Genomic DNA, 19,184 nt, shown 5'->3' with positions numbered 1-19,184 from the left:
CTTGCCGCCCTGTCTTTATGTGTCTGCAGAAATAAATTCCTGTGCGTTCAGCAGATCATCGAATCTTTCGGCAGGGCGCGAGTCGCAGACAACGATGTCCTGGGCTCTGAGAGGCGGCATGCGCAATGACGCTTTTGTTCCGGTTTCCTTGAATTTCGTGCAATCGACCGCCATGACGGTTCGGGCGGAGACTTCCATCATCGCCTGGGCGATATCCACCTCGCATTGGTCGAATGCCAGAAACCCGCGCTTGGGATGCACAGAAGATGCGGAAATGATCGACATCTCGACGGATGCGCTGGCGATGACCTCGAACGCGGCCCGATCAAAGGCGGCGCCGTCATGGTTGCGCAATTGCGTGCCGGCCATGAACACCCGGTTTCCTTCGATCATCGCGAGTTTGCTTGCGATATAGGCCGAGTTGGTGATCACGGTGAGATTCTTCCGGTTGGCCAGGGCCTGAGCCACGAAAGCAGAGGTCGATCCCGTGTCGATCATGACCGATCCGCCATCGGTGATGAGTTGCGCAACCCTGTTGGCGATTGCCACCTTTTTCGAACGGTTCTCGTTCATGCGGGCCAGAAAAGGCGGGTCCATCACATTTTGCGTGCTGACCAGCGCCCCGTGCACCTTGCGGACTTTTCCAAGCTCGACCAATGGCTTGACGATGCGCCGGATCGTTTGATCCGACACATCGAGAATCTGCGCCAGTTCCGTGACCGAAACCGTGCCGCGCAAGTTCACCGTACTCAGGATATCGTGTTCGTATTTGGACATGGTTCGACTATTTTACGCACCTTCCCCGGAAAGTTTGAGCGGAAAATTTCAGCGTGATCAACATAATTCAACATAAATAATACAAAAATGTTGATTTATGTTGAAAGTTCGGATGTATTTTCCTCGACACCATTTTACAGAAGGTATGATCAGACATGGCGGCGCATGCGGCAAAGCACCTTATCGTGGGCGGGGGGATCATCGGATGCTCCATCGCGTATCATCTGGCCAAATCCGGCGAAAAGGACATCGTCTTGTTGGAAAAGGCGTCGCTGACCGAAGGTGCCACTTGGCATGCTGCCGGTCTGGTGGGGCAGTTGCGGTCGTCGCGAAACACGACGCGCATGCTCAAACGGTCGGTCGCGATGTATGACGCGCTCGAGGCGGAAACGGGAATGGCGTTCGATTGGAAAAAGGTCGGCAGCCTGCGTCTTGCCGCCACCAAGGAGCGCCTTCTGGAAGCGCAGCGGCTGGCGACCATGGCGCGCAGTTTCGACCTTGAAATGGACATCATCACGCCAGCCGAAGCCAAGGAACTTTTCCCGTATATCGACGCCGATGGGCTGGAGGGCGCGGCGTTTATTCCGTCGGACGGGCATGTCGATCCGGCCAGCCTGTGCCAGGCGATCGCGGCGGGTGCGCGCAATCGCGGCGTACAGATCCGGCAGGGCGTTAAGGTCACCGATTTCGAGATTACCGGGCGCCGGATCACCAGGGTCATGACTTCGGAAGGGGATTACGAAGCCGAGAACGTGATCCTTGCCGCCGGGATGTGGAGCCGCGAACTGGCCGACAAGCTGGGCGTCACGGTGCCTGCCTGTGCGGTCGAACACCAGTATATCGTGACCGAGCCGCTGCCCAATCCCGATCTGGTCAAGGGATTGCCCACCCTGCGCGATCCCGAACGGCTGGTCTATTACAAGCCCGATGCCGGTGGCCGCCTCGTGATCGGCGGCTATGAAGAAGGCACCTTGCCCTTTGGCGACAAGGGGATACCGGGCGAATTCGTGCGCCAGCTTCTGCCCGACAATCTGGACCGTTTTGCGCCTCTGGCGGAAATGGCCGGAGAGGTGACGCCGGTGGTGAACGAGGTCGGTATCCGGCAGGTCATCAATGGCCCGATTCCATATTCGGCCGACGGTGATTTCGTCATGGGATGGGCGCCCGAACTGGACAACCTGATGCTGTCCACCGGGTTCCTTTACGGGATTGCCGCAGGCGGCGGCGCGGGCGAGATGATCGCGGAATGGATTCTCGACGGGCGGCCAAGCCTTGATTTGTGGCCGCTGGATGTGCGCCGCTTCAGCCCGCACCATGCCACGCGCGCCTTCATGTATCCGCGTGCGGTGGAGCATTACGCGCACCACTACAAAATGCGCTATCCGGGGCAGGAGGCCGAGACGGCGCGTGAGTTGCGCCTGAGCCCACTTTACGACCGGCTGAAGGAACACGGGGCGGTTTACGGGTCGAAAAACGGTTGGGAACGCCCGTTGTGGTTTGCGCCCGAAGGGGTGGAACCGGTCGACCAACTGGCCTTTGTCGATCCGGGCTGGCAGAAATACGCCGCCGAAGAACACAAGGCCGTGCGCGAAGGCGTGGCCCTGATCGACCAGTCGAGTTTCGCCAAGTTCGAACTGTTCGGCAAAGGGGCGCTGGAGGCCCTGCAGCACATGGCCGTGTCGAACATGGACAAGCCCGTGGGCAGCGTGATCTATACCCAGCTTTGCAATGAGACCGGCGGTATCGAGGCGGATCTGACGATCACCCGGCTGGGCGAGGACAGGTTCTATATCGTCACCGGATCGGGCTTTGGCATGCATGACAGCGATTGGATTCGCCGCGCCTTGCCAAAGGACGGGTCAGTGCATCTGATCGACGTGACCTCGGGGCGGGCGGTGATCAATATCTGTGGACCCAAGGCGCGCGACGTGTTGCAGGCCGTCAGCGAGAATGATCTGTCCAACGCGGCATTTCCGTTCGGCACCGCGCAGGGCATTGTCGTCGGCGCAGCCCATGTGCAGGCCGTGCGTATCGGCTATGTCGGGGAACTAGGGTGGGAGTTGCACGTTCCCACCGAATTCGCCCGCCACGTCTATGACTGCTTGTGGCAGGCAGGACAGGCGCACGGCATTCGCGATGTCGGCTACCGCGCCATCGAATCCCTGCGGCTTGAAAAGGGGTATCTCTATTGGAGCGCCGATATCACGCCCGACTGTACCCCGGTCGAGGCCGGACTTGGCTTTCGCGTTCATCTTAAGAGCAAGGGGGATTACACCGGGCGTGCGGTTCTGGAGAAACAAAAGGCAGACGGCACCGGCAAAAAGCTGTGCAGCTTTACTTGCGATGACAAACTGCCAACGACAGGCGGCGAAACCATCCTGAAGGACGGCGCAACGGTGTCGCTGGCGGCAAGTGCGGGATATGGCCACACTGTCGGCAAGACGATCATTCTTGGCTATTTGCCGATGGATATCGCTGGCGAGACCGAGTTCGAACTGGAACTTTTCGGCGAACGCCATGCGATCCGCCGGGTCGAGGGGCCGCTTTATGATCCGAGGAATGAACGCCTGAAAGCCTGAAGAAAACGGGGAGGTATAAAAATGACAAAGACCAATACCGAACAAGTGCTGACTGTCTTGCGCAATGTCGAAGGTTTCGGGGGCGTGACCCCCGAGACCGTGACCGTTGAGCGGCTTGGCGGGCTGACAAACCTTGTCTACCGCGTGGAAAGCGGCGGGCGCAGCGTGATCGTGCGGATTCCGGGCGAGGGAACGGAATCTTATATCGACCGGGCCGTGGAAATTCACAACACGCGCATCGCGGCGGCGGCGGGCGTGTCCGCCGAGGTGCTGTGGGCCGACCCGGATACGGGGAACATGGTGTGCGATTGTATCGAGGGGATCGTCACCATGACGCCCGATCTGTTCCAGAGCCGGGCCGGGTCTCCGGCGCGGGCCGGGGCCGCGTTGCGCCAGTTGCACGACGCCAGGGAGCCGTTCAAGTTTCGCTTCGAGTTGTTTTCGATGATCGACGACTATCTGAAAGTGCTGTCCACCAAAGAGACCGACCTGCCCGAAGGCTATGCGCAGGTGGTGGCCGAGGCCGAGCCGATCAAGCGGCTTCTGGCCGAGAAACCGGGCGATCTGGTGCCCAGCCATTGCGATCCGCTGTGCGAAAACTTCCTCGACGATGGCGCGCGCATGTGGATCGTGGATTACGAATATTCCGGCATGAACGACCCGCTTTGGGATCTGGGTGATCTGTCGGTCGAGGCGGGGCTGAGCGATGAGCAGGATATCGAGATGCTGACCGCCTATTTCGGGCAGGCTCCGACGCCCGAACAGATTGGCCGGACAGTGATCTACAAGGCGATGTGCGATCTGCTCTGGACGCTTTGGGGATTGATCCAGCATGCGGACGGCAACCCGGCCGAGGATTTCTGGGCCTATTCAACAGGGCGGTTCGAACGCTGCAAGGCACTGATGTCCGATCCGGCATTTGCCGGCCATGTCGAGGCCGTGCGGGCCGGGTAAGTCTCTTCCTGGGAGTGTCTTCTCTCTGGAAACTGGGGCGCGCGGAGTGTTTCGCGCGCCCATTTTATTTTGCCAGCATCGCAAGGAGTTCAGCGTGAAGATCGGGCGTGGCGGCGCTGACCACCCGCCCGTCAGAGGAAAAGTCGAGCGGTTTGCCCTGCCAGTCGGTGATCACCCCGCCAGCCTCTTCGATGATTGGAATCATGGCGAGGTAGTCATAAGGCTTCAGGTCGAAATCCACCACCGCGTCCACCTGACCGGCCGCCATCAGGGCATGGGGCTGGCAATCATAGGCCAGCCGCCGCAGGCGCCCGGCAGCCATCAGGCGATCGAACAGCGCAGGGTCTTCGGCATAGATTTTTTCGCCCTCGTTGATGAACAGCATCGCATTGCTCAGGCGATTGCAGCCGGAAACCCGGATCGGCGACCCGTTGCGCGTCGCCCCCAGGCCGCGCGCGCCTGCATACACCTGCCCCAACGCGGGCAGCCGACAGATGCCCAGTTGCGGTATCTCGTTTCGCGTCATGGCCAGAAGCATGCCGAACAACGGCACTCCGGCAATGAAGGATCGTGTGCCGTCGATCGGATCGACGACCCAGACCGTTTCATTGTTCAGCCCCTCGGTGCCGTATTCCTCGCCGAAAATCCCGTCTTCCGGGAAGGCCCGTTGCAGGGCGGCACGAATGGCCTGTTCGGTTTCCTGATCGGCAATCGTAACGGGGCTGGCGTCGGACTTGGTAACAATCTCGAATGCGCCATTGAAATGGCTCAGGGAGATGCGGCTTGCCGCTTCGGTAATATCAAGGGCCATGTCCAGGTGACGGCGCAGGTCGGCGGTATCGGGCATCGGGTTTTCCTTTGTTTCAGTCCGCGACCACGATTTCCGTGCCCCAGGTCTCGGCAGCATCGCGAATATCGGCGGGCGGTTGTTCGTCGGTGATCAGCAGGTCGATGGTGGCCGGATCGCCAAGGGTGATTGGCGCAGCGCGTCCGAATTTCGAATTGTCCGCGGCCAGGATGCGAGTCTGGGAATTGGCCATGATCGCGCGGGAATACAGCGCCTCTTCCATGTCGAACAACATGAAGCCCGAGCGCATGTTGATGGCGGCGGCGGAAAGCACGGCGAAATCCGTTTGGAACTGGCTGACGAAATCAAGGGATTGCGCGCCGAAAATTCCTCCGTCGTGATTGCGCAACTCGCCTCCTGGCATGAAGACGCGATTGTTGTTCCGGGCGGCCAGGTTGTAGGCGACCGCAACGGAATTGGTGACGATCAGCAGTTCCTGATGGCCCTTGAGCGCCTCTGAAATAAAGGCCGTGGTCGATCCGATATCGAGAAACAGGGACGACCCGTTTCCGATCAGTCCCGCCACATGAGAGGCGATCCGTTGCTTGGGCAAGGGATTCTCCGCCATGCGCTGCGCAAAGCTTAGTTCGGTCGAGCCGTGCTGCAGCAGGACGCCGCCATGCACCTTGCGCACCAGCCCCTCGTCAGAGAGCCGCCGCACGTTCCGCCGCACGGTTTCCTCGGACACGTTCAACGCCGTTGCAATCGACTGGATGCGCATACTACCGCCCGCCCGCATCACGAGATCAATGATTTCGGCGCCCCGGCGCGAAGCTGGAAGAACCTTTTTGTCCGGTGCGGGTGATGTGGGATTTTCTGGCATCTTGACGACCCTCCGCAAAAGCTTTGTGCAGTTTTCGGTCAGTTAACCACATAAAGCCGCAAATAGAACGTATAAATCAACATTGAGTGAAACTTTTTGTTGATTTGTGTGGCGTCTTGTCGGAGGTTGGATGTCACAAAAATGGAGAATCGAAAGCCGGCTCAGGCAATCGACGAAATACTGGGAAATCACAGGGAGTTTCAGGATGCGCTTAAATGTATTGGCGGCAACAGCATTGGTCGGGGCCACGATGGCCGGCGCGGCTTTTGCCGAAGTGGAATCGCAAGAACCCATCAAGCTGACATTGCATGACTGGAGTGGTCAGTTGCTGACCACGACCATCATGGGCAAGGTTCTGTCCGAGGCCGGATATAACGTGGAATACGTGCAGGCCGACTACATCGCGCAGTTCGCCGGGCTGAAAAGCGGCGATTTGCATGTGGCCATGGAGATCTGGGAAACCACCGGGCGCGAGGCGATGGACGAGGCGGTCGCCACCGGCAATGTCGTCAACATGGGCGAAACCGGCATGACCGCCATCGAGGAATGGTGGTATCCGGCCTACATGGAAGAAACCTGTCCGGGTCTGCCCGACTGGAAGGCGCTCAACGATTGTGCGCGTGAATTCTCGACACCGGAAACCGCGCCGATGGGGCGCTATCTGGGTGGTCCCGTGACCTGGGGTGGTTTCGACGAAGAACGTATCGAGGCGCTGGAAATGGATTTCGAAGTGGTCCACGCAGGCACCGACGCCGCGCTTTTTGCGGAACTGGAAAGCGCCTATCAGCGCAAGGCCCCGATCGTTCTCTGGATTTATGCGCCGCATTGGGCCCCCGCCAAGTACGAAGGCAGCTTCGTGGAATTCCCGCCTTATACAGCGGAATGCTATGATGATCCCGCATGGGGCTCGAACCCGGATATGGCCTATGACTGTGGCAAGCCCACCGGCCCGATCTGGAAGGTGGCATGGTCCGGCGTGGTGGAAAAATGGCCCGGTGCGGCGAAGGCGGTCGAGGCGTTCGATATCAATAACGAAGACATGGGCGCCATGGTTGCCGATGTCGATCTCAACGGTAAATCCGTCGATGAGGTGGCCGATGCCTGGCTTGCCGGGAACAAGGACGTCTGGTCCACCTGGATTGCCGATTGATCCGATAGTCTGCGGTGGATCGGTCTTGCCGGTCCGCCGTTCTCCGCCCTTCCACCATGAACAGCCTTTCCTGGCCCGGTTGCGGCCCGGGTGGTTCATTAGTGCCTGAGGACAGATATGGAAAAACCGATCTTGCTTGACTGCCGGGGCATCTGGAAGCTCTACGGAGCGCACGCCGAGGATATTTTTTCCCGCAACAACGGTAAGCTGAGTGCCGATGAGATCAGGACGCATGGCCTCGTCGGCGCTGTGCGGGATGCCTCGGTCCAGATACGGCAGGGCGAGATATTCGTGATCATGGGGTTGTCCGGGTCGGGCAAATCCACCCTGGTGCGTTGCCTGTCCCGCCTGATCGAGCCGACCGGGGGCGAGATACTGTTCGAGGGGCGCGATCTCTTGTCGATGACCGACAAGGAGATGATCGCGATCCGTCGCAAGAAGATGGGCATGGTGTTCCAGCATTTCGCGCTGTTGCCTCACCTGACGGTGTTGCAGAACGCCGCCTTCCCGCTGGAAGTGCAGGGCGTGCCCAGGGCCGAACGCGAGGCGCGCGCCCGTGAGGTGATTGAACTGGTCGGGCTGAAAGGGCGGGAGGCCTATTATCCGCGCCAGCTTTCTGGCGGGCAGCAACAGCGGGTGGGTATCGCACGGTCGCTTGCGGTCGAGCCCGACCTCTGGTTCCTGGACGAGCCGTTTTCGGCACTCGACCCTCTGATTCGCCGCGAGATGCAGGACGAATTCCTGCGCCTTCAGGGCATGCTGCACAAGACCATTGTCTTCATCACCCATGACTTTGACGAGGCGATCCGGCTGGCGGATCACATCGCCGTCATGAAGGATGGCGAGGTGGTTCAGATCGCGACACCCGAGGAACTGGTGCTGAACCCGGCCACCGACTATGTCGAGGAATTCACCCGCCACATCCCGCGTTCAAAGGTTCTGACACTACGCAGCGTGATGACGCCCGGCGCACCGTCAGGCGAGACAGCGGGCGATTTGCAGCAGGATCAACGCATCGAGGCGGTTGCCGATCAGATCGAGGCCAGCGACTTGCCGTTCCGCGTTCTGGACAATGACGGCTCTGTCGTCGGCACGATCGGTCGTCAGGCCGTGGTCGACGTTCTGATCGGTCGCAAGGTCGCCTCATGAACCGGCTGCGCGATCTTCTGCCGGGGCGCAGCGGCTGGTTCTGGCTGGGTCTTTTCGCGATCACATGGGCGCTGTCCCATTATTCATGGGATATCTACAAGGCGCTCGATGCACGCTGGATCGTCAAATACCCGAGCGCCTACCTGCTGAAAGCCGAGACGTCGATCAGCGCCTTCATGCAATGGCTTGTCGAGGACGCGACCTTCGGCCTTTTCTCCTTTCGCGATGTGACGCGGTTCATCGCTGCGCTGATCGAATACCCCTATGATTTCGTGCGCGACCTGCTGATCGACGGCTTCTCGGTCGGCCTCGGGAGCGATGCGGTCAAGATCGCCCCGTCGCTGAGCTGGATCGCGGTTATCGTCACGCTTGGGGCCATGGGGCACTATGCGCGGGATTGGAAACTGGCGGCTCTGGTCGGTGGGTGCTTTCTGTATCTGGCGGTGTTCGGACAGTGGGACAGTGCCATGGTCACGCTGGCCTCGGTTCTGATCGCTGTACCGATCGGGGCGGTCGGGGGGCTGTTGCTGGGCATTCTGGCCTATCGCGTTCCGCTGTTCGAGGCCATGCTTCGCCCGGTCCTCGACCTCATGCAGACCGTGCCCGTTTTTGCCTATTTGGTGCCGATCCTGTTCCTGTTCGGGTTCGGCCCGGTGGCGGCGCTCGTCGCGACGATCATCTATGCCATGCCGCCGATGGTGCGCGTCACCACGGTGGCGCTGCATGGCGTTCCGTCGGAAATCCGCGATGTCGGCGTGATGGTCGGCTGCACCCGGCGGCAGTTGATGTGGAAGGTGATCGTGCCCTCGGCGGCGCCGACGCTGATGGTGGGGGTGAACCAGGTCATCATGCTGACGCTGAACATGGTCATCATCGCGTCGATGATCGGGGCCGGGGGACTTGGCTTTGACGTGCTGGGGGCGCTGCGGCGTCTGGACATCGGCGGCGGGATCGAGGCGGGGCTGGCCATCGTGGTCATGGCCATTGCACTGGACCGTCTGAGCCAGGCCTTCGCGACCCGCACGGCGGATCTGCATGCCATAGATGCCGACCAGAACCTGGTTCGCAGGCACCCCTGGACCTCTGTCGTTCTGCTGGTCGCGGTGTCCACTTTCCTGTTGGCGCAAGTATCGCCCGCGTTCCAGACCTATCCGGAAAGCGCGACGATTTCGACCGGGACGTTCTGGTCGGATTTCATGACCTACATAAACGTGAATTTCTTCGACGCGTTCGAGGCGGTCAAGACGGCGTTCCTGACCTATCTGTTGCTCCCCATCAAGCGCTTCTTCACCGGCATTCCCTGGGCCTGGGGTATCCTGGTGATGACCATCATCGGCTGGCGTATCGGCGGGATTTCCCTGGCGCTGCTGACCGGGATGCTGACCGCGCTGGTCGCTGCGGTGGGGCTGTGGGACAAGGCCATGACCACGGTTTACCTGTGCGGCGTTTCGGTGCTGGTGGCCTCGGTCATCGGAATTCCGTTGGGGATACTGGCCGCGCAGAACGATATGGCGAACCGCATCGTCGGCTCGTTGATCGACACGCTCCAGACTCTGCCCAGTTTCGTCTACCTGATCCCGGTGGTGATGCTGTTCCGGGTCGGTGACTTTTCCGCCATGATCGCCGTGGTGCTCTATGCCATGGCCCCGGCTGTTCGCTATGCCGCTCACGGTATCCGCAGCATCGACCCGCAACTGATCGAGGCCGGGCTGGTCTCGGGTTGCACGCCGCGGCAGGTTCTGTGGCGCATCAAGCTGCCGATGGCGGTTCCCGAGCTTCTGCTGGGATTGAACCAGACGATCATGCTGGCCCTCTCGATGCTGGTGATCACCGCGCTCGTCGGAACGCGGGATCTGGGGCAGGAGGTCTATATCGCGCTGACCAAGGCCAATTCGGGTCAGGGTATCGTGGCCGGTCTGGCTGTTGCCTTCATCGCCATCTGTGCGGATCGCGTCCTGTCGGCCTCGGCCCGTCGCGCACGTCAGAATCTGGGGTTGGAATGATGAACGACGCAGCCAAAGCCGCCCTCGAAACCGCCGCGTCGCTTCCGATCTGGAGCGCGCCGACGGATGTTCGGTTGCTGGGCGGGGGGATCACGAATTTCAATGTCACACTGACCGACAAGGGGCGCAAGTATGTCGTGCGCGTCGGGCAGGATATCGTGCTGCATCAGATCATGCGGTTCAACGAACTCGCGGTGCATCGCGCGGCGCAATCCATCGGGATCGCCCCGGCCATCCGGCATAGCGAACCCGGAATTCTGGTGATCGAATTCGTGGATGGCGTCGCACTCGACGAGGCCGCCATTCGCGACGACGCGATGCTGGAGCGTATCCTGCCGGTTCTCAAACGCTGCCATACCGAAGCATCCGCGCATCTGCGCGGGCCGGTCCTGGCGTTCTGGGTCTTTCATGTGCTGCGTGACTATGCCGCCACATTGCGCGACGCCGGCTCGTGCCATATCGCGCGGCTGGATGAGCTGTTGCAGATCGCGGCTGGTCTGGAACAGGCGGTGGGTCAGGTCGATATCGTTCTGGGCCATAACGACCTGCTGGCCGCCAATTTTCTGGATGACGGGCAGCGGCTGTGGCTGCTGGACTGGGAATACGGGGGGTTCAACTCGCCGCTGTTCGACCTGGCCGGTCTGGCCTCGAACAACGAACTGAGCCCGGCGCAGGAAACACGGCTTCTGGAGACCTATTTCGAGACGCCGCTGACCGGCGAACTGAACCGGAAATACCATGCCATGAAATGCGCATCACTTCTGCGGGAAACGATGTGGAGCATGGTTTCTGAAATCCATTCGGACATCGACTTCGATTACGCCGACTACACCGAACAAAACCTGTCACGGTTTCGGGCAGCCCTGTCCGATTTTCAATCCATGTGAGGACCAAGATGAGCAATTTTCCGACAAGCGCAAAAGCCGTCATCATCGGGGGGGGCATCGTGGGATGTTCGACCGCCTATCACCTGGCAAAGATGGGCTGGACCGATGTTGTCCTGCTCGAACGCAAGAAGCTGACCTCGGGAACCACGTTCCACGCCGCGGGGCTGGTCGGGCAATTGCGCTCGAACGCCAATATCACGCAGCTTCTGGGATATTCCGTGGACCTTTATAACAAGCTGGAGCAGGAAACCGGGCAGGCCACGGGCTGGAAGATGAACGGCGGTCTGCGACTGGCCTGCAACGAGGAACGCTGGACCGAGGTCAAGCGGCAGGCGACCACCGCGCATTCCTTCGGGTTGGAGATGCAGCTTCTGACCCCGTCCGAAGCCAAGGAGTTGTGGCCGCTGATGACCACCGACGATCTGGTCGGCGCGGCATACATGCCGACGGACGGGCAGGCCAACCCGTCGGATATCACGCAATCCCTGGCCAAGGGCGCACGGATGGCGGGGGCTTCGATCTTTGAGGACACCAAAGTGACCAAGGTCGAGCTTGAGGATGGTGTCATCAAGGGCGTGATGACCGACAAGGGCTTTATCGAATGTGAAAAGGTGGTGCTGTGCGGCGGCCAGTGGTCGCGTGATTTCGCCAGGACGGTTGGTGTCAACGTGCCGCTTGCGCCGATGGAGCATCAATACATGGTGACCGAGCGGATCGACGGCGTCACCTCGGACCTGCCCACGCTGCGCGATCCCGACAGGCTGACCTATTACAAGGAGGAAGTCGGCGGTCTGGTGATGGGCGGCTATGAGCCGAACCCGATCCCCTGGGCGATGAACGGCATTCCCAAGGGGTTCCACTACACGCTGCTCGACTCGAATTTCGATCATTTCGAACAACTGGTCGAACTGGCGCTTGGCCGCGTTCCGGCGCTGGAAACGGCGGGGGTCAAGCAACTCGTGAACGGCCCCGAAAGTTTCACCCCCGATGGCAATTTCATTCTGGGCGAGGCGCCGGAACTGAAGAACTTTTTCGTCGGGGCAGGGTTCAATGCCTACGGGATCGCCGCTGGCGGCGGTGCGGGGATGGCGCTGGCCGAATGGGTCGCCAAGGGCGAGCCGCCGTTCGATCTGTGGCCGGTCGATATCCGCCGGTTCGGGCGTCCGCATTTCGATACCGACTGGGTCCGCACCCGCACGGTCGAGGCCTATGGCAAGCACTACACCATGGCCTGGCCGTTCGAAGAACACAGCTCGGGGCGGCCCTGCCGCAAATCGCCGCTTTATGACAAGCTGAACGCGAAAGGGGCCTGTTTCGGTGAAAAACTGGGCTGGGAGCGTCCGAACTGGTTTGCGACGAACGGTATGGAAGCCAGGGATGTCTACAGCTTCGGGCGGCAGAACTGGTTTGGTGCGGTCGGCGATGAACACAAGGCCTGCCGCGAGGCGGCGGTGCTGTTCGATCAGACCTCGTTCGCCAAGTTCACCCTGAAGGGGCCGGATGCCGAGGCCGCGCTGAGCTGGATCGCGGCCAACGACGTGGCCAAACCCGTTGGGTCGCTCATCTATACCCAGATGCTGAATGACCGGGGCGGGATCGAATGCGACCTGACCGTCGTTCGCGTCGCGCAGGATGAATACTACATCGTGACCGGCACCGGATATGCCACCCATGATTTCGACTGGATTTCGCGCAATATCCCTGAGGGCATGAATGCTCAGCTTGTCGATGTCACCTCGTCCTATGCGGTGTTGTCGCTGATGGGGCCCAAGGCGCGCGACATCCTGCAACAGGTCACGCGCGATGACGTGTCGAACGAAGGGTTCAAGTTCGGCACCGCCAAAACGATCGGCATCGCGGGTTGCCCGGTCAATGCCTTGCGGGTCACCTATGTGGGCGAACTGGGGTGGGAACTGCACCTGCCCGTGGAATACGCCACCACCGTTTACGATGCGCTGATGGAGGCTGGGCGCGACTCCGGCCTGCGGGATGCGGGATACCGGGCCATCGAAAGCCTTCGGCTGGAAAAGGGATATCGCGCCTGGGGCTCTGACATCGGGGCCGATCATACGCCCGCCGAGGCTGGTTTGGCCTGGGCCGTGAAGTTGAAGCAAAACATCGACTTCAAGGGCCGCAAGGCCGCCGAGGGCCAGCGTGACAGCGGAGTCAAAAAGATACTGGCCTGCTTCACCACTGAACCCGATATCGTGCTGTCGGGCCGCGAAACGATTTATCGCAACGGCGAGCGCGTCGGGTGGCTGACCAGCGGTGGCTATGGGTACACGGTGGGCAAGTCCATCGGTTATGGCTATGTCCGCGCCGCCGAGGCCATCGGACGGGATTTCGTTCTGAGCGGAGATTACGAGCTTGAGGTCGCGACCGAACGCGTGCCTTGCGCGGTGCAACTTGGCCCGCTGTATGATCCCCGGATGGAGCGCGTGAAGTGCTGAGCGAGGGATCTGCCACCTTGATGGCGGGCGATGTGCCCGCCGCGCGGGGCGGGCGCATGGGGCTGCTGTCTGGCCCCGTGCACTGACGAAAGCCCGCCACCGCTCAGGCGCGAGGGGGGGCGCGAGGCCGAAAAAGGAGAAATACGATGGGTATGCCGCGAATGTCTCCTGGGGCCACCGGGAAAGGTGATCCCGGTCGCAAGCATCGCATCGGCTTTCTGCTTTTGCCGGGGTTTTCGCATTATTCCTTTTCGGCGGCACTGGAGCCCCTGAGAAGCGCAAATATCCTGATGGGGCGGGAGGTTTTTTCATGGTCCCTGATCGGGCATGGAATGCGTCAGGTGTCGGCATCCAACGGTGTCGCCTGTCTGGTGGATTACGATCTGGAAAATGTGCCGGGGCTGACGGATGTCCTAGTGTTTTCCGGCAGCGAAACCGACCTGTCACACACCCGGCCTGTCGAAAACTGGCTGCGGTTCCATCACCGTCAGGGGGGCGGCATACGGGCCGTGTCATCCGGTGTCATGGTTCTGGCGCGCACGGGCCTGTTGGACGGGCGTGATTGTGCCGCACATTGGGAGGACAGCCCCCGCCTGCGGGAAAATCATCCCAGGATCAATGTGACCGAAAGAATTTTCGAACTGGGCGATCGCATTTCGACATGCGCGGGCGGTGAGGCCAGCGCGCATATGATGCTGGCATATCTCGAACGGATACTGGGGTCTGACCTGACTCTGGACGTGGCCACGCGGATGGTCATGGATCGTATCCGTGACGGGCGGGACAGCCCGAACCTGATGCCCCACATTCGTTACGGCACGTCGAACAAGCTGCTGCTGGATGCCATTGCGATCATGAACGATCACATTGGCGAACCCCGGAAAATCAAGGACCTGGCAAGGGATGTAGGTGCCAGCGTGCGTCAGTTGGAGCGTCAGTTCAAAGCCGAACTCGGTGCAACGCCCGAGAAATTCTATCGCAGCATCCGCTTGTCGCTTGCGCGGCAACTCCTGCAATACAGTGACCACAGCCTGACGGAGATCGCCCTGATTTGCGGCTTCGGGACGACGCAGGCAATGAAGAAGCACTACGAAACCCTCTACGGGCGCTCGCCCCGCGCCGAACGCTGCCGGACCGTGGCGGGAAAGGGCGATTTGAAAGCGCTGACCCCGGCGCCGATCCTTCATGAGGTCAACGCCCTTTATTAGCCGCCGAAGCTCCGGGGATGCCTGCCGCTTCGGCAGTCGTGCCGTGGGTAGAGGCCGCTTGCACGCATCCTTCACATTTTGCAGCGACAGGAAACCGCCTTGCTGATCGCCCTCAGAGGGCGTGCTTGGGACCCTTGAGCGAGTTGCGGCTGTCAACTTTGCTGGACAGGGCGGTGCCAGCGAGCCCCGCGTCGGGTCTTGAGGTTGTTCTGCGGGCGATACTGGATCGCATTACGGAAATAGGTAATTGACATATTGTAGGACAATATGATGATGTCTTGCCATGATGGACGACATCCCACAGCAGAATCTGTTCCTGAAAAGAGACGGCGTTACACTGAGCGGGCGTTTGCTGAGCTCCATGCGTGACGCCATCCTGGACGGTGTGCTGGAGCCGGGCCAGCACCTGAGCGAGCGTGCTCTGTGCGATATGTTCGGGGTCAGCCGCAGCCTTGTGCGTGAGGCGATCAAGGCGCTTGCCGCCGAGGATCTGATCACACATGTGCCTCACAAGGGGCCGATGGTGACCCGCCTCGACCGCAAATCGGCACAGGATCTCTACCGTGTGCGCGGGGCTGTCGAAGGGTTGGCCTGTGCGGAATTTACGGCCAATGCCACGCCGGAAGAGTTTCACGAGCTTGAGGCGATCACTGCGCGTATGGCGAAACTGGTGGCCGAGGGTGCGCCCGAACAGGCGCTGGTCGCTGCGAAGAACGATTTTTACCGCTGCCTGTTCGCGGGGGCGCAAAATCAGCCGCTTGAAAAGATTCTCAACCAGTTGAACAACCGCGTAGTTCTTTTGCGTCGCCGGTCGCTGTCTCAAGAGGGCCGCTTGCCCAGGATGCTCTCGGAAATTCAGGACATTGTCGCCGCGATCATGCGGCGCGATGCCAAGGCGGCGCGCCGTCTGGCAGAGGTGCATGTGGCCTCGGCCGCCAGGGCCGCAGATCAGAGCTTTCTGGACATGAATACGAACACCTAACCAATGAAGAGGATACCCCACCATGGACAAGGCAACCTATGAAAAGGGTCTTGAAATCCGCCGCGCGACGCTTGGCGACGAGTATGTCGACAAGGCGCTCGCGAATGCCGACGATTTTGGACGTGACTACCAGGAACTGGTGACGACTTATTGCTGGGGCGAGATCTGGGGCCGCGAAGGGCTGGATCGCAAGACGCGCTCGACCATCAATATCGCGATGATCGCATCGCTGAACCGTCAGCACGAACTGGCCGCCCATATCCGTGGTGCGATCAACAATGGGCTGACACCGGACGACATCAAGGAAATCCTGCTTCAGGTCGGAATTTATGCCGGGGTTCCGGCAATGGTCGACAGTTTCCGCGTGGCCCGCACCGTTCTGGGAGAGATGGATGAAATCTGAGCCGGACATGAAGATCGGGTTTGTCGGGATCGGGACCATGGGGGCACCCATGGTCCGGTGCCTTGTGAAGGCCGGTTTGCGCCCGGCGCTGTTCGATGTCGATCATGAGGCGGCGCGCAGGGTTGCCGATGAAAACGGGCTGGATGTGATGGGCAATCTGCCCGAGATCGGCCAGGCCTGCGATCTGGTGATCCTGATGTTGCCGCGTTCGGAAATCGTGCGCATGGTCTGCCTTGGATCGGGTGACGATGCTCCGGGGTTGGTTGACGGGCTGAAACAGGGTGCGCTCGTGGTTGACATGAGCTCATCCGATCCGATGGAAACCCGCAAGCTGGCAGGCGAGTTGGCAAAGGCCGGTGTCACCTTGATGGATGCGCCGGTGTCGGGTGGTTTGCGCAAGGCGATCGCCGGAAGCCTGAGCATCATGCTGGGCAGTGACGATGAGGTCGCCGCAGGTCGTGTCACGCCGGTGCTCGAGGCGATGGGCAATGTCATCCTGACCGGGCCGCTGGCCTCGGGGCATGCTTCGAAGGCGCTGAACAACTACGTGTCTGCCGCCGGTCTGGCGGCCGCTTGCGAGGCGTTGATCGTGGGGCGCAAGTTTGGCTTGAACCCCGAAACGCTTGTCGATGTTCTGAATGTTTCGACCGGGCGCAACAACTCCACGGAAAACAAGCTGAAGCAATTCGTGCTGAACGGCGAATTCCGCAAGGCGGGCTTTTCGCTGGATCTGATGGCCAAGGATGTGGCGCTGGCCAAGTCCTTGTCGTCCGATCTGGGGCTCGATTTGCCCTGTATCGACGAAGTCAGCGATCTGTGGACCGACGCCCGGAACAGGTTGGAGAAAGACGCCGATCACACGGAAATCTTCAGCTATCTCGAAACACTGGCCGAACGCGATGGCGCTTGATCTGGGTGACTGGATCGGGCGGGCCGCGGCGGATCGCGTTTTTGCGTGGCATTGCCGCGGCCTGTCCTTGCATCTTGTCCTGCGATCAACGCAAGGGATGTGCGGGTTGTTGTTGTCCGATGCGCCGCGACCGCTCGAAGCCGAAGACCTGGAGCGGCCCGACATTCTGATCGAAGGGCCGCAGGAGGCGTTTGACCAGGTCGGGCAGGCCGACCCGCCACCGGGAAGCCATTCGTTCGGGGCGCTTTTGCGCCATGACACGGGGCTTGCGATTTCCGCCGATCCGCTGCCGCAGGCCCAGTCATTGGCCGCGCTGGAGCGTCTGATCGAACTGGCGCGTCCCGAAGCCCCTTATTTCGAGGGGCACGAGTTTGCACATGACGCCACCTCCGTTGTGGGGTGGCGGCGGATGTTGCGCCGTGCGGGTGGGCAAGAGGCGCTGATTCACTGGATTGAATCGGGGGAAGGGCCGCCGGTGGTGTTTCTGCATACTGCCGGGGCCGACAGCCGCCAGTATCTTCATCAACTGGCCGATACAGAATTGCAGGGCCAGTATCGGATGATGGCCTTTGACCTGCCCTGGCACGGGGTCTCTTCGGGCGAGAACGGGTATGAGATAACGGCGGATTACCGGCTGACCGAGGCGGCCTATCTGGAGTGGGTTTGCGCGTTCATCAGCGAAACTGCCGGGGAACCCGTGATCTTGGTCGGCTGTTCGATGGGCGCGACCATGGCGCTGACGGTGACCGCGCGGCACCCCGAACTGATACGCGGCTGTATCGCGCTCGAGGCGCCGATGGCCGCGCCGGGCCGACGCAGCGATCTGCTGACCGATGCGCGCATCGCCGACAGTCAGCACAACCCGGCCTATGTGCGCGCCATGCTGGGGCCGGCCTGTCCGCAGCGCCAGCGCGACGAGGCCTGCGCGATCTACGCGCAGGCGCGACCGGGCGTCTATATGGGCGATCTGGCATATTACAGCGAGGAATACGATGGCGCGCGCATTGCCGGGCCGCTGCGTGACAGTGCCCGCCCGCTGGCCCTTTTGACGGGCAGTTACGATTATTCCGCATCGCCCGACAACACCCGCAGCCTGTGTCGGGCCGTGGCCTCGGAGGCCCTGTGGTTTGCCGAGATGCCCGGACTTGGTCATTTTCCGATGATCGAAGACCCGACGGCGTTTCGGCCCCATTTCCTGAGCGCGTTGCGCCATGTCGAAAGGATGCAGCCATGACGACTATCCCTGAATTCGAAGTTCACGCCATCCAGTATGCCCGCTCGATCCGGCCTTCTTCGGATTATTTTCTGGGCGCGGACCCGCATGACGGGCCTGCACCGATCTATTATTACGTCTGGCTGATCCGGAACGAAGAGCGTTGCATTCTGGTCGATACCGGATTCAGCGAAATGCGGGCCCGCGAACGCGGGCGGGATTTTCTGCGATGCCCGAGCGACGGGTTGCGTGCGCTTGGTGTTCGGGCGGAGGATGTGGATACGGTGGTCATCACCCATCTGCATTACGATCACGCCGGAAATCTTGACCTGTTCCCGAACGCCCGGTTCATTCTGCAGGAAGAAGAGATGCGTTTTGCGACCGGGCGCTACATGCGCCACGATCTGATCCGGGTGCCGTTCGCGTTGTCGGATGTGCTCGAGATGGTCAGCCAGAATTATGCGGGACGGGTCCGTTTCGTGGACGGTGCGCATGATCTGACGGATGGCGTGCGCCTTCATCATGTGCCGGGGCATTCGCCGGGTCTTCAGGCGGTGACGGTCGATACCCGTCGTGGCCGGTTGTGCCTTGCGTCGGACACGGTGCATTTTTTCGACAATCTCACGCTTGGCAGCCCGTTTCGGATCACGACGCATGTGGGGCAGGCGCTGGATGGCCATGACCGCATTCTGGAACTTGCCGGGGGGTATGACCGGCTGATCCCCGGCCACGATCCTTTGGTGGCCGGGCTGTATCCGGCCCATCCTGACGACGATTTGATTTTCGTGCTGCACGAGCCGCCGAGCCGCAACCCCGCACCCGCCTGACAGGGGGGCGGGCCCTGCGCGT

Annotated in this window: 16 protein-coding genes; 13 read left to right on the top strand and 3 right to left on the bottom strand. The window is 60.9% G+C overall.

Annotated elements, in window-relative coordinates; translation table 11 throughout:
- Nucleotides 1-15: 15 nt before the first annotated feature.
- A complete protein-coding gene (locus KPG71_RS01800) occupies nucleotides 16-777 on the bottom strand; it encodes a DeoR/GlpR family DNA-binding transcription regulator (RefSeq protein WP_216336310.1) in 762 nt (253 codons plus the stop codon).
- A 155-nt stretch (nucleotides 778-932) separates the two neighbouring features.
- Here KPG71_RS01800 and KPG71_RS01795 point away from each other — a divergent pair, with 155 nt between their 5' ends.
- Both KPG71_RS01795 and KPG71_RS01790 read left to right on the top strand, forming a co-directional pair.
- Nucleotides 933-3,356 (top strand): FAD-dependent oxidoreductase, encoded by a 2,424-nt coding sequence (locus KPG71_RS01795; RefSeq protein ID WP_216336308.1) that lies wholly within the window; start codon nucleotides 933-935, stop codon nucleotides 3,354-3,356.
- Nucleotides 3,357-3,377: 21 nt separating this feature from the next.
- Nucleotides 3,378-4,310, top strand: coding sequence for a choline/ethanolamine kinase family protein (locus KPG71_RS01790; protein ID WP_216336307.1), 933 nt, complete (start codon nucleotides 3,378-3,380; stop codon nucleotides 4,308-4,310).
- 64 nt (nucleotides 4,311-4,374) lie between these two features.
- On the opposite strand, the gene KPG71_RS01785 is transcribed toward KPG71_RS01790, so the two are convergent.
- Nucleotides 4,375-5,157 carry an inositol monophosphatase family protein gene (locus KPG71_RS01785; RefSeq protein WP_216336306.1) on the bottom strand — a complete coding sequence of 261 codons (783 nt, stop codon included), beginning with the start codon at nucleotides 5,155-5,157 and terminating at the stop codon, nucleotides 4,375-4,377.
- Between the two features lie 16 nt (nucleotides 5,158-5,173).
- Nucleotides 5,174-5,980 carry a DeoR/GlpR family DNA-binding transcription regulator gene (locus KPG71_RS01780; RefSeq protein WP_216336305.1) on the bottom strand — a complete coding sequence of 269 codons (807 nt, stop codon included), beginning with the start codon at nucleotides 5,978-5,980 and terminating at the stop codon, nucleotides 5,174-5,176.
- A gap of 205 nt (nucleotides 5,981-6,185) precedes the next feature.
- Here KPG71_RS01780 and KPG71_RS01775 point away from each other — a divergent pair, with 205 nt between their 5' ends.
- The 11 genes from KPG71_RS01775 (at nucleotide 6,186) to KPG71_RS01725 (ending at nucleotide 19,162) form a co-directional block, all read left to right on the top strand.
- Nucleotides 6,186-7,130 carry an ABC transporter substrate-binding protein gene (locus tag KPG71_RS01775; RefSeq protein WP_216336304.1) on the top strand — a complete coding sequence of 315 codons (945 nt, stop codon included), beginning with the start codon at nucleotides 6,186-6,188 and terminating at the stop codon, nucleotides 7,128-7,130.
- A 117-nt stretch (nucleotides 7,131-7,247) separates the two neighbouring features.
- Nucleotides 7,248-8,279 (top strand): glycine betaine/L-proline ABC transporter ATP-binding protein, encoded by a 1,032-nt coding sequence (locus tag KPG71_RS01770; RefSeq protein ID WP_216336303.1) that lies wholly within the window; start codon nucleotides 7,248-7,250, stop codon nucleotides 8,277-8,279.
- Nucleotides 8,276-10,282, top strand: coding sequence for a proline/glycine betaine ABC transporter permease (locus tag KPG71_RS01765; RefSeq protein WP_216336302.1), 2,007 nt, complete (start codon nucleotides 8,276-8,278; stop codon nucleotides 10,280-10,282). Before KPG71_RS01770 ends, KPG71_RS01765 begins: the two co-directional genes overlap by 4 nt.
- Nucleotides 10,279-11,169, top strand: a complete 891-nt coding sequence (locus KPG71_RS01760) for a choline kinase family protein (protein ID WP_253196005.1) — start codon at nucleotides 10,279-10,281, stop codon at nucleotides 11,167-11,169. The genes KPG71_RS01765 and KPG71_RS01760 overlap by 4 nt, the downstream gene beginning before the upstream one ends.
- A gap of 8 nt (nucleotides 11,170-11,177) precedes the next feature.
- Nucleotides 11,178-13,619, top strand: a complete 2,442-nt coding sequence (locus KPG71_RS01755) for an FAD-dependent oxidoreductase (protein ID WP_216336301.1) — start codon at nucleotides 11,178-11,180, stop codon at nucleotides 13,617-13,619.
- Nucleotides 13,620-13,765: 146 nt separating this feature from the next.
- Nucleotides 13,766-14,827: a GlxA family transcriptional regulator gene (locus KPG71_RS01750; protein WP_216336299.1), complete on the top strand. Its 1,062-nt coding sequence runs from the start codon at nucleotides 13,766-13,768 to the stop codon at nucleotides 14,825-14,827.
- Nucleotides 14,828-15,110: 283 nt separating this feature from the next.
- On the top strand, nucleotides 15,111-15,809 hold the full coding sequence (locus KPG71_RS01745; protein ID WP_216336297.1) for a GntR family transcriptional regulator: 699 nt from the start codon (nucleotides 15,111-15,113) through the stop codon (nucleotides 15,807-15,809).
- Between the two features lie 22 nt (nucleotides 15,810-15,831).
- On the top strand, nucleotides 15,832-16,212 hold the full coding sequence (locus KPG71_RS01740) for a carboxymuconolactone decarboxylase family protein (protein ID WP_216336295.1): 381 nt from the start codon (nucleotides 15,832-15,834) through the stop codon (nucleotides 16,210-16,212).
- The gene (locus tag KPG71_RS01735; RefSeq protein ID WP_253196004.1) at nucleotides 16,202-17,122 is read left to right on the top strand and encodes an NAD(P)-dependent oxidoreductase; all 921 of its coding nucleotides are present in this window, start codon (nucleotides 16,202-16,204) and stop codon (nucleotides 17,120-17,122) included. Before KPG71_RS01740 ends, KPG71_RS01735 begins: the two co-directional genes overlap by 11 nt.
- On the top strand, nucleotides 17,112-18,356 hold the full coding sequence (locus KPG71_RS01730) for an alpha/beta fold hydrolase (RefSeq protein WP_216336293.1): 1,245 nt from the start codon (nucleotides 17,112-17,114) through the stop codon (nucleotides 18,354-18,356). Before KPG71_RS01735 ends, KPG71_RS01730 begins: the two co-directional genes overlap by 11 nt.
- Nucleotides 18,353-19,162, top strand: a complete 810-nt coding sequence (locus KPG71_RS01725) for an N-acyl homoserine lactonase family protein (RefSeq protein WP_216336291.1) — start codon at nucleotides 18,353-18,355, stop codon at nucleotides 19,160-19,162. Before KPG71_RS01730 ends, KPG71_RS01725 begins: the two co-directional genes overlap by 4 nt.
- Nucleotides 19,163-19,184: the final 22 nt, after the last annotated feature.

This window comes from Roseovarius sp. PS-C2 (assembly GCF_018862045.1).
Taxonomy (GTDB): Bacteria; Pseudomonadota; Alphaproteobacteria; order Rhodobacterales; family Rhodobacteraceae; genus Roseovarius.
The sequence above is the reverse complement of the archived record's forward strand: the minus strand, read 5'-3'. Positions and strand labels throughout refer to the sequence as shown.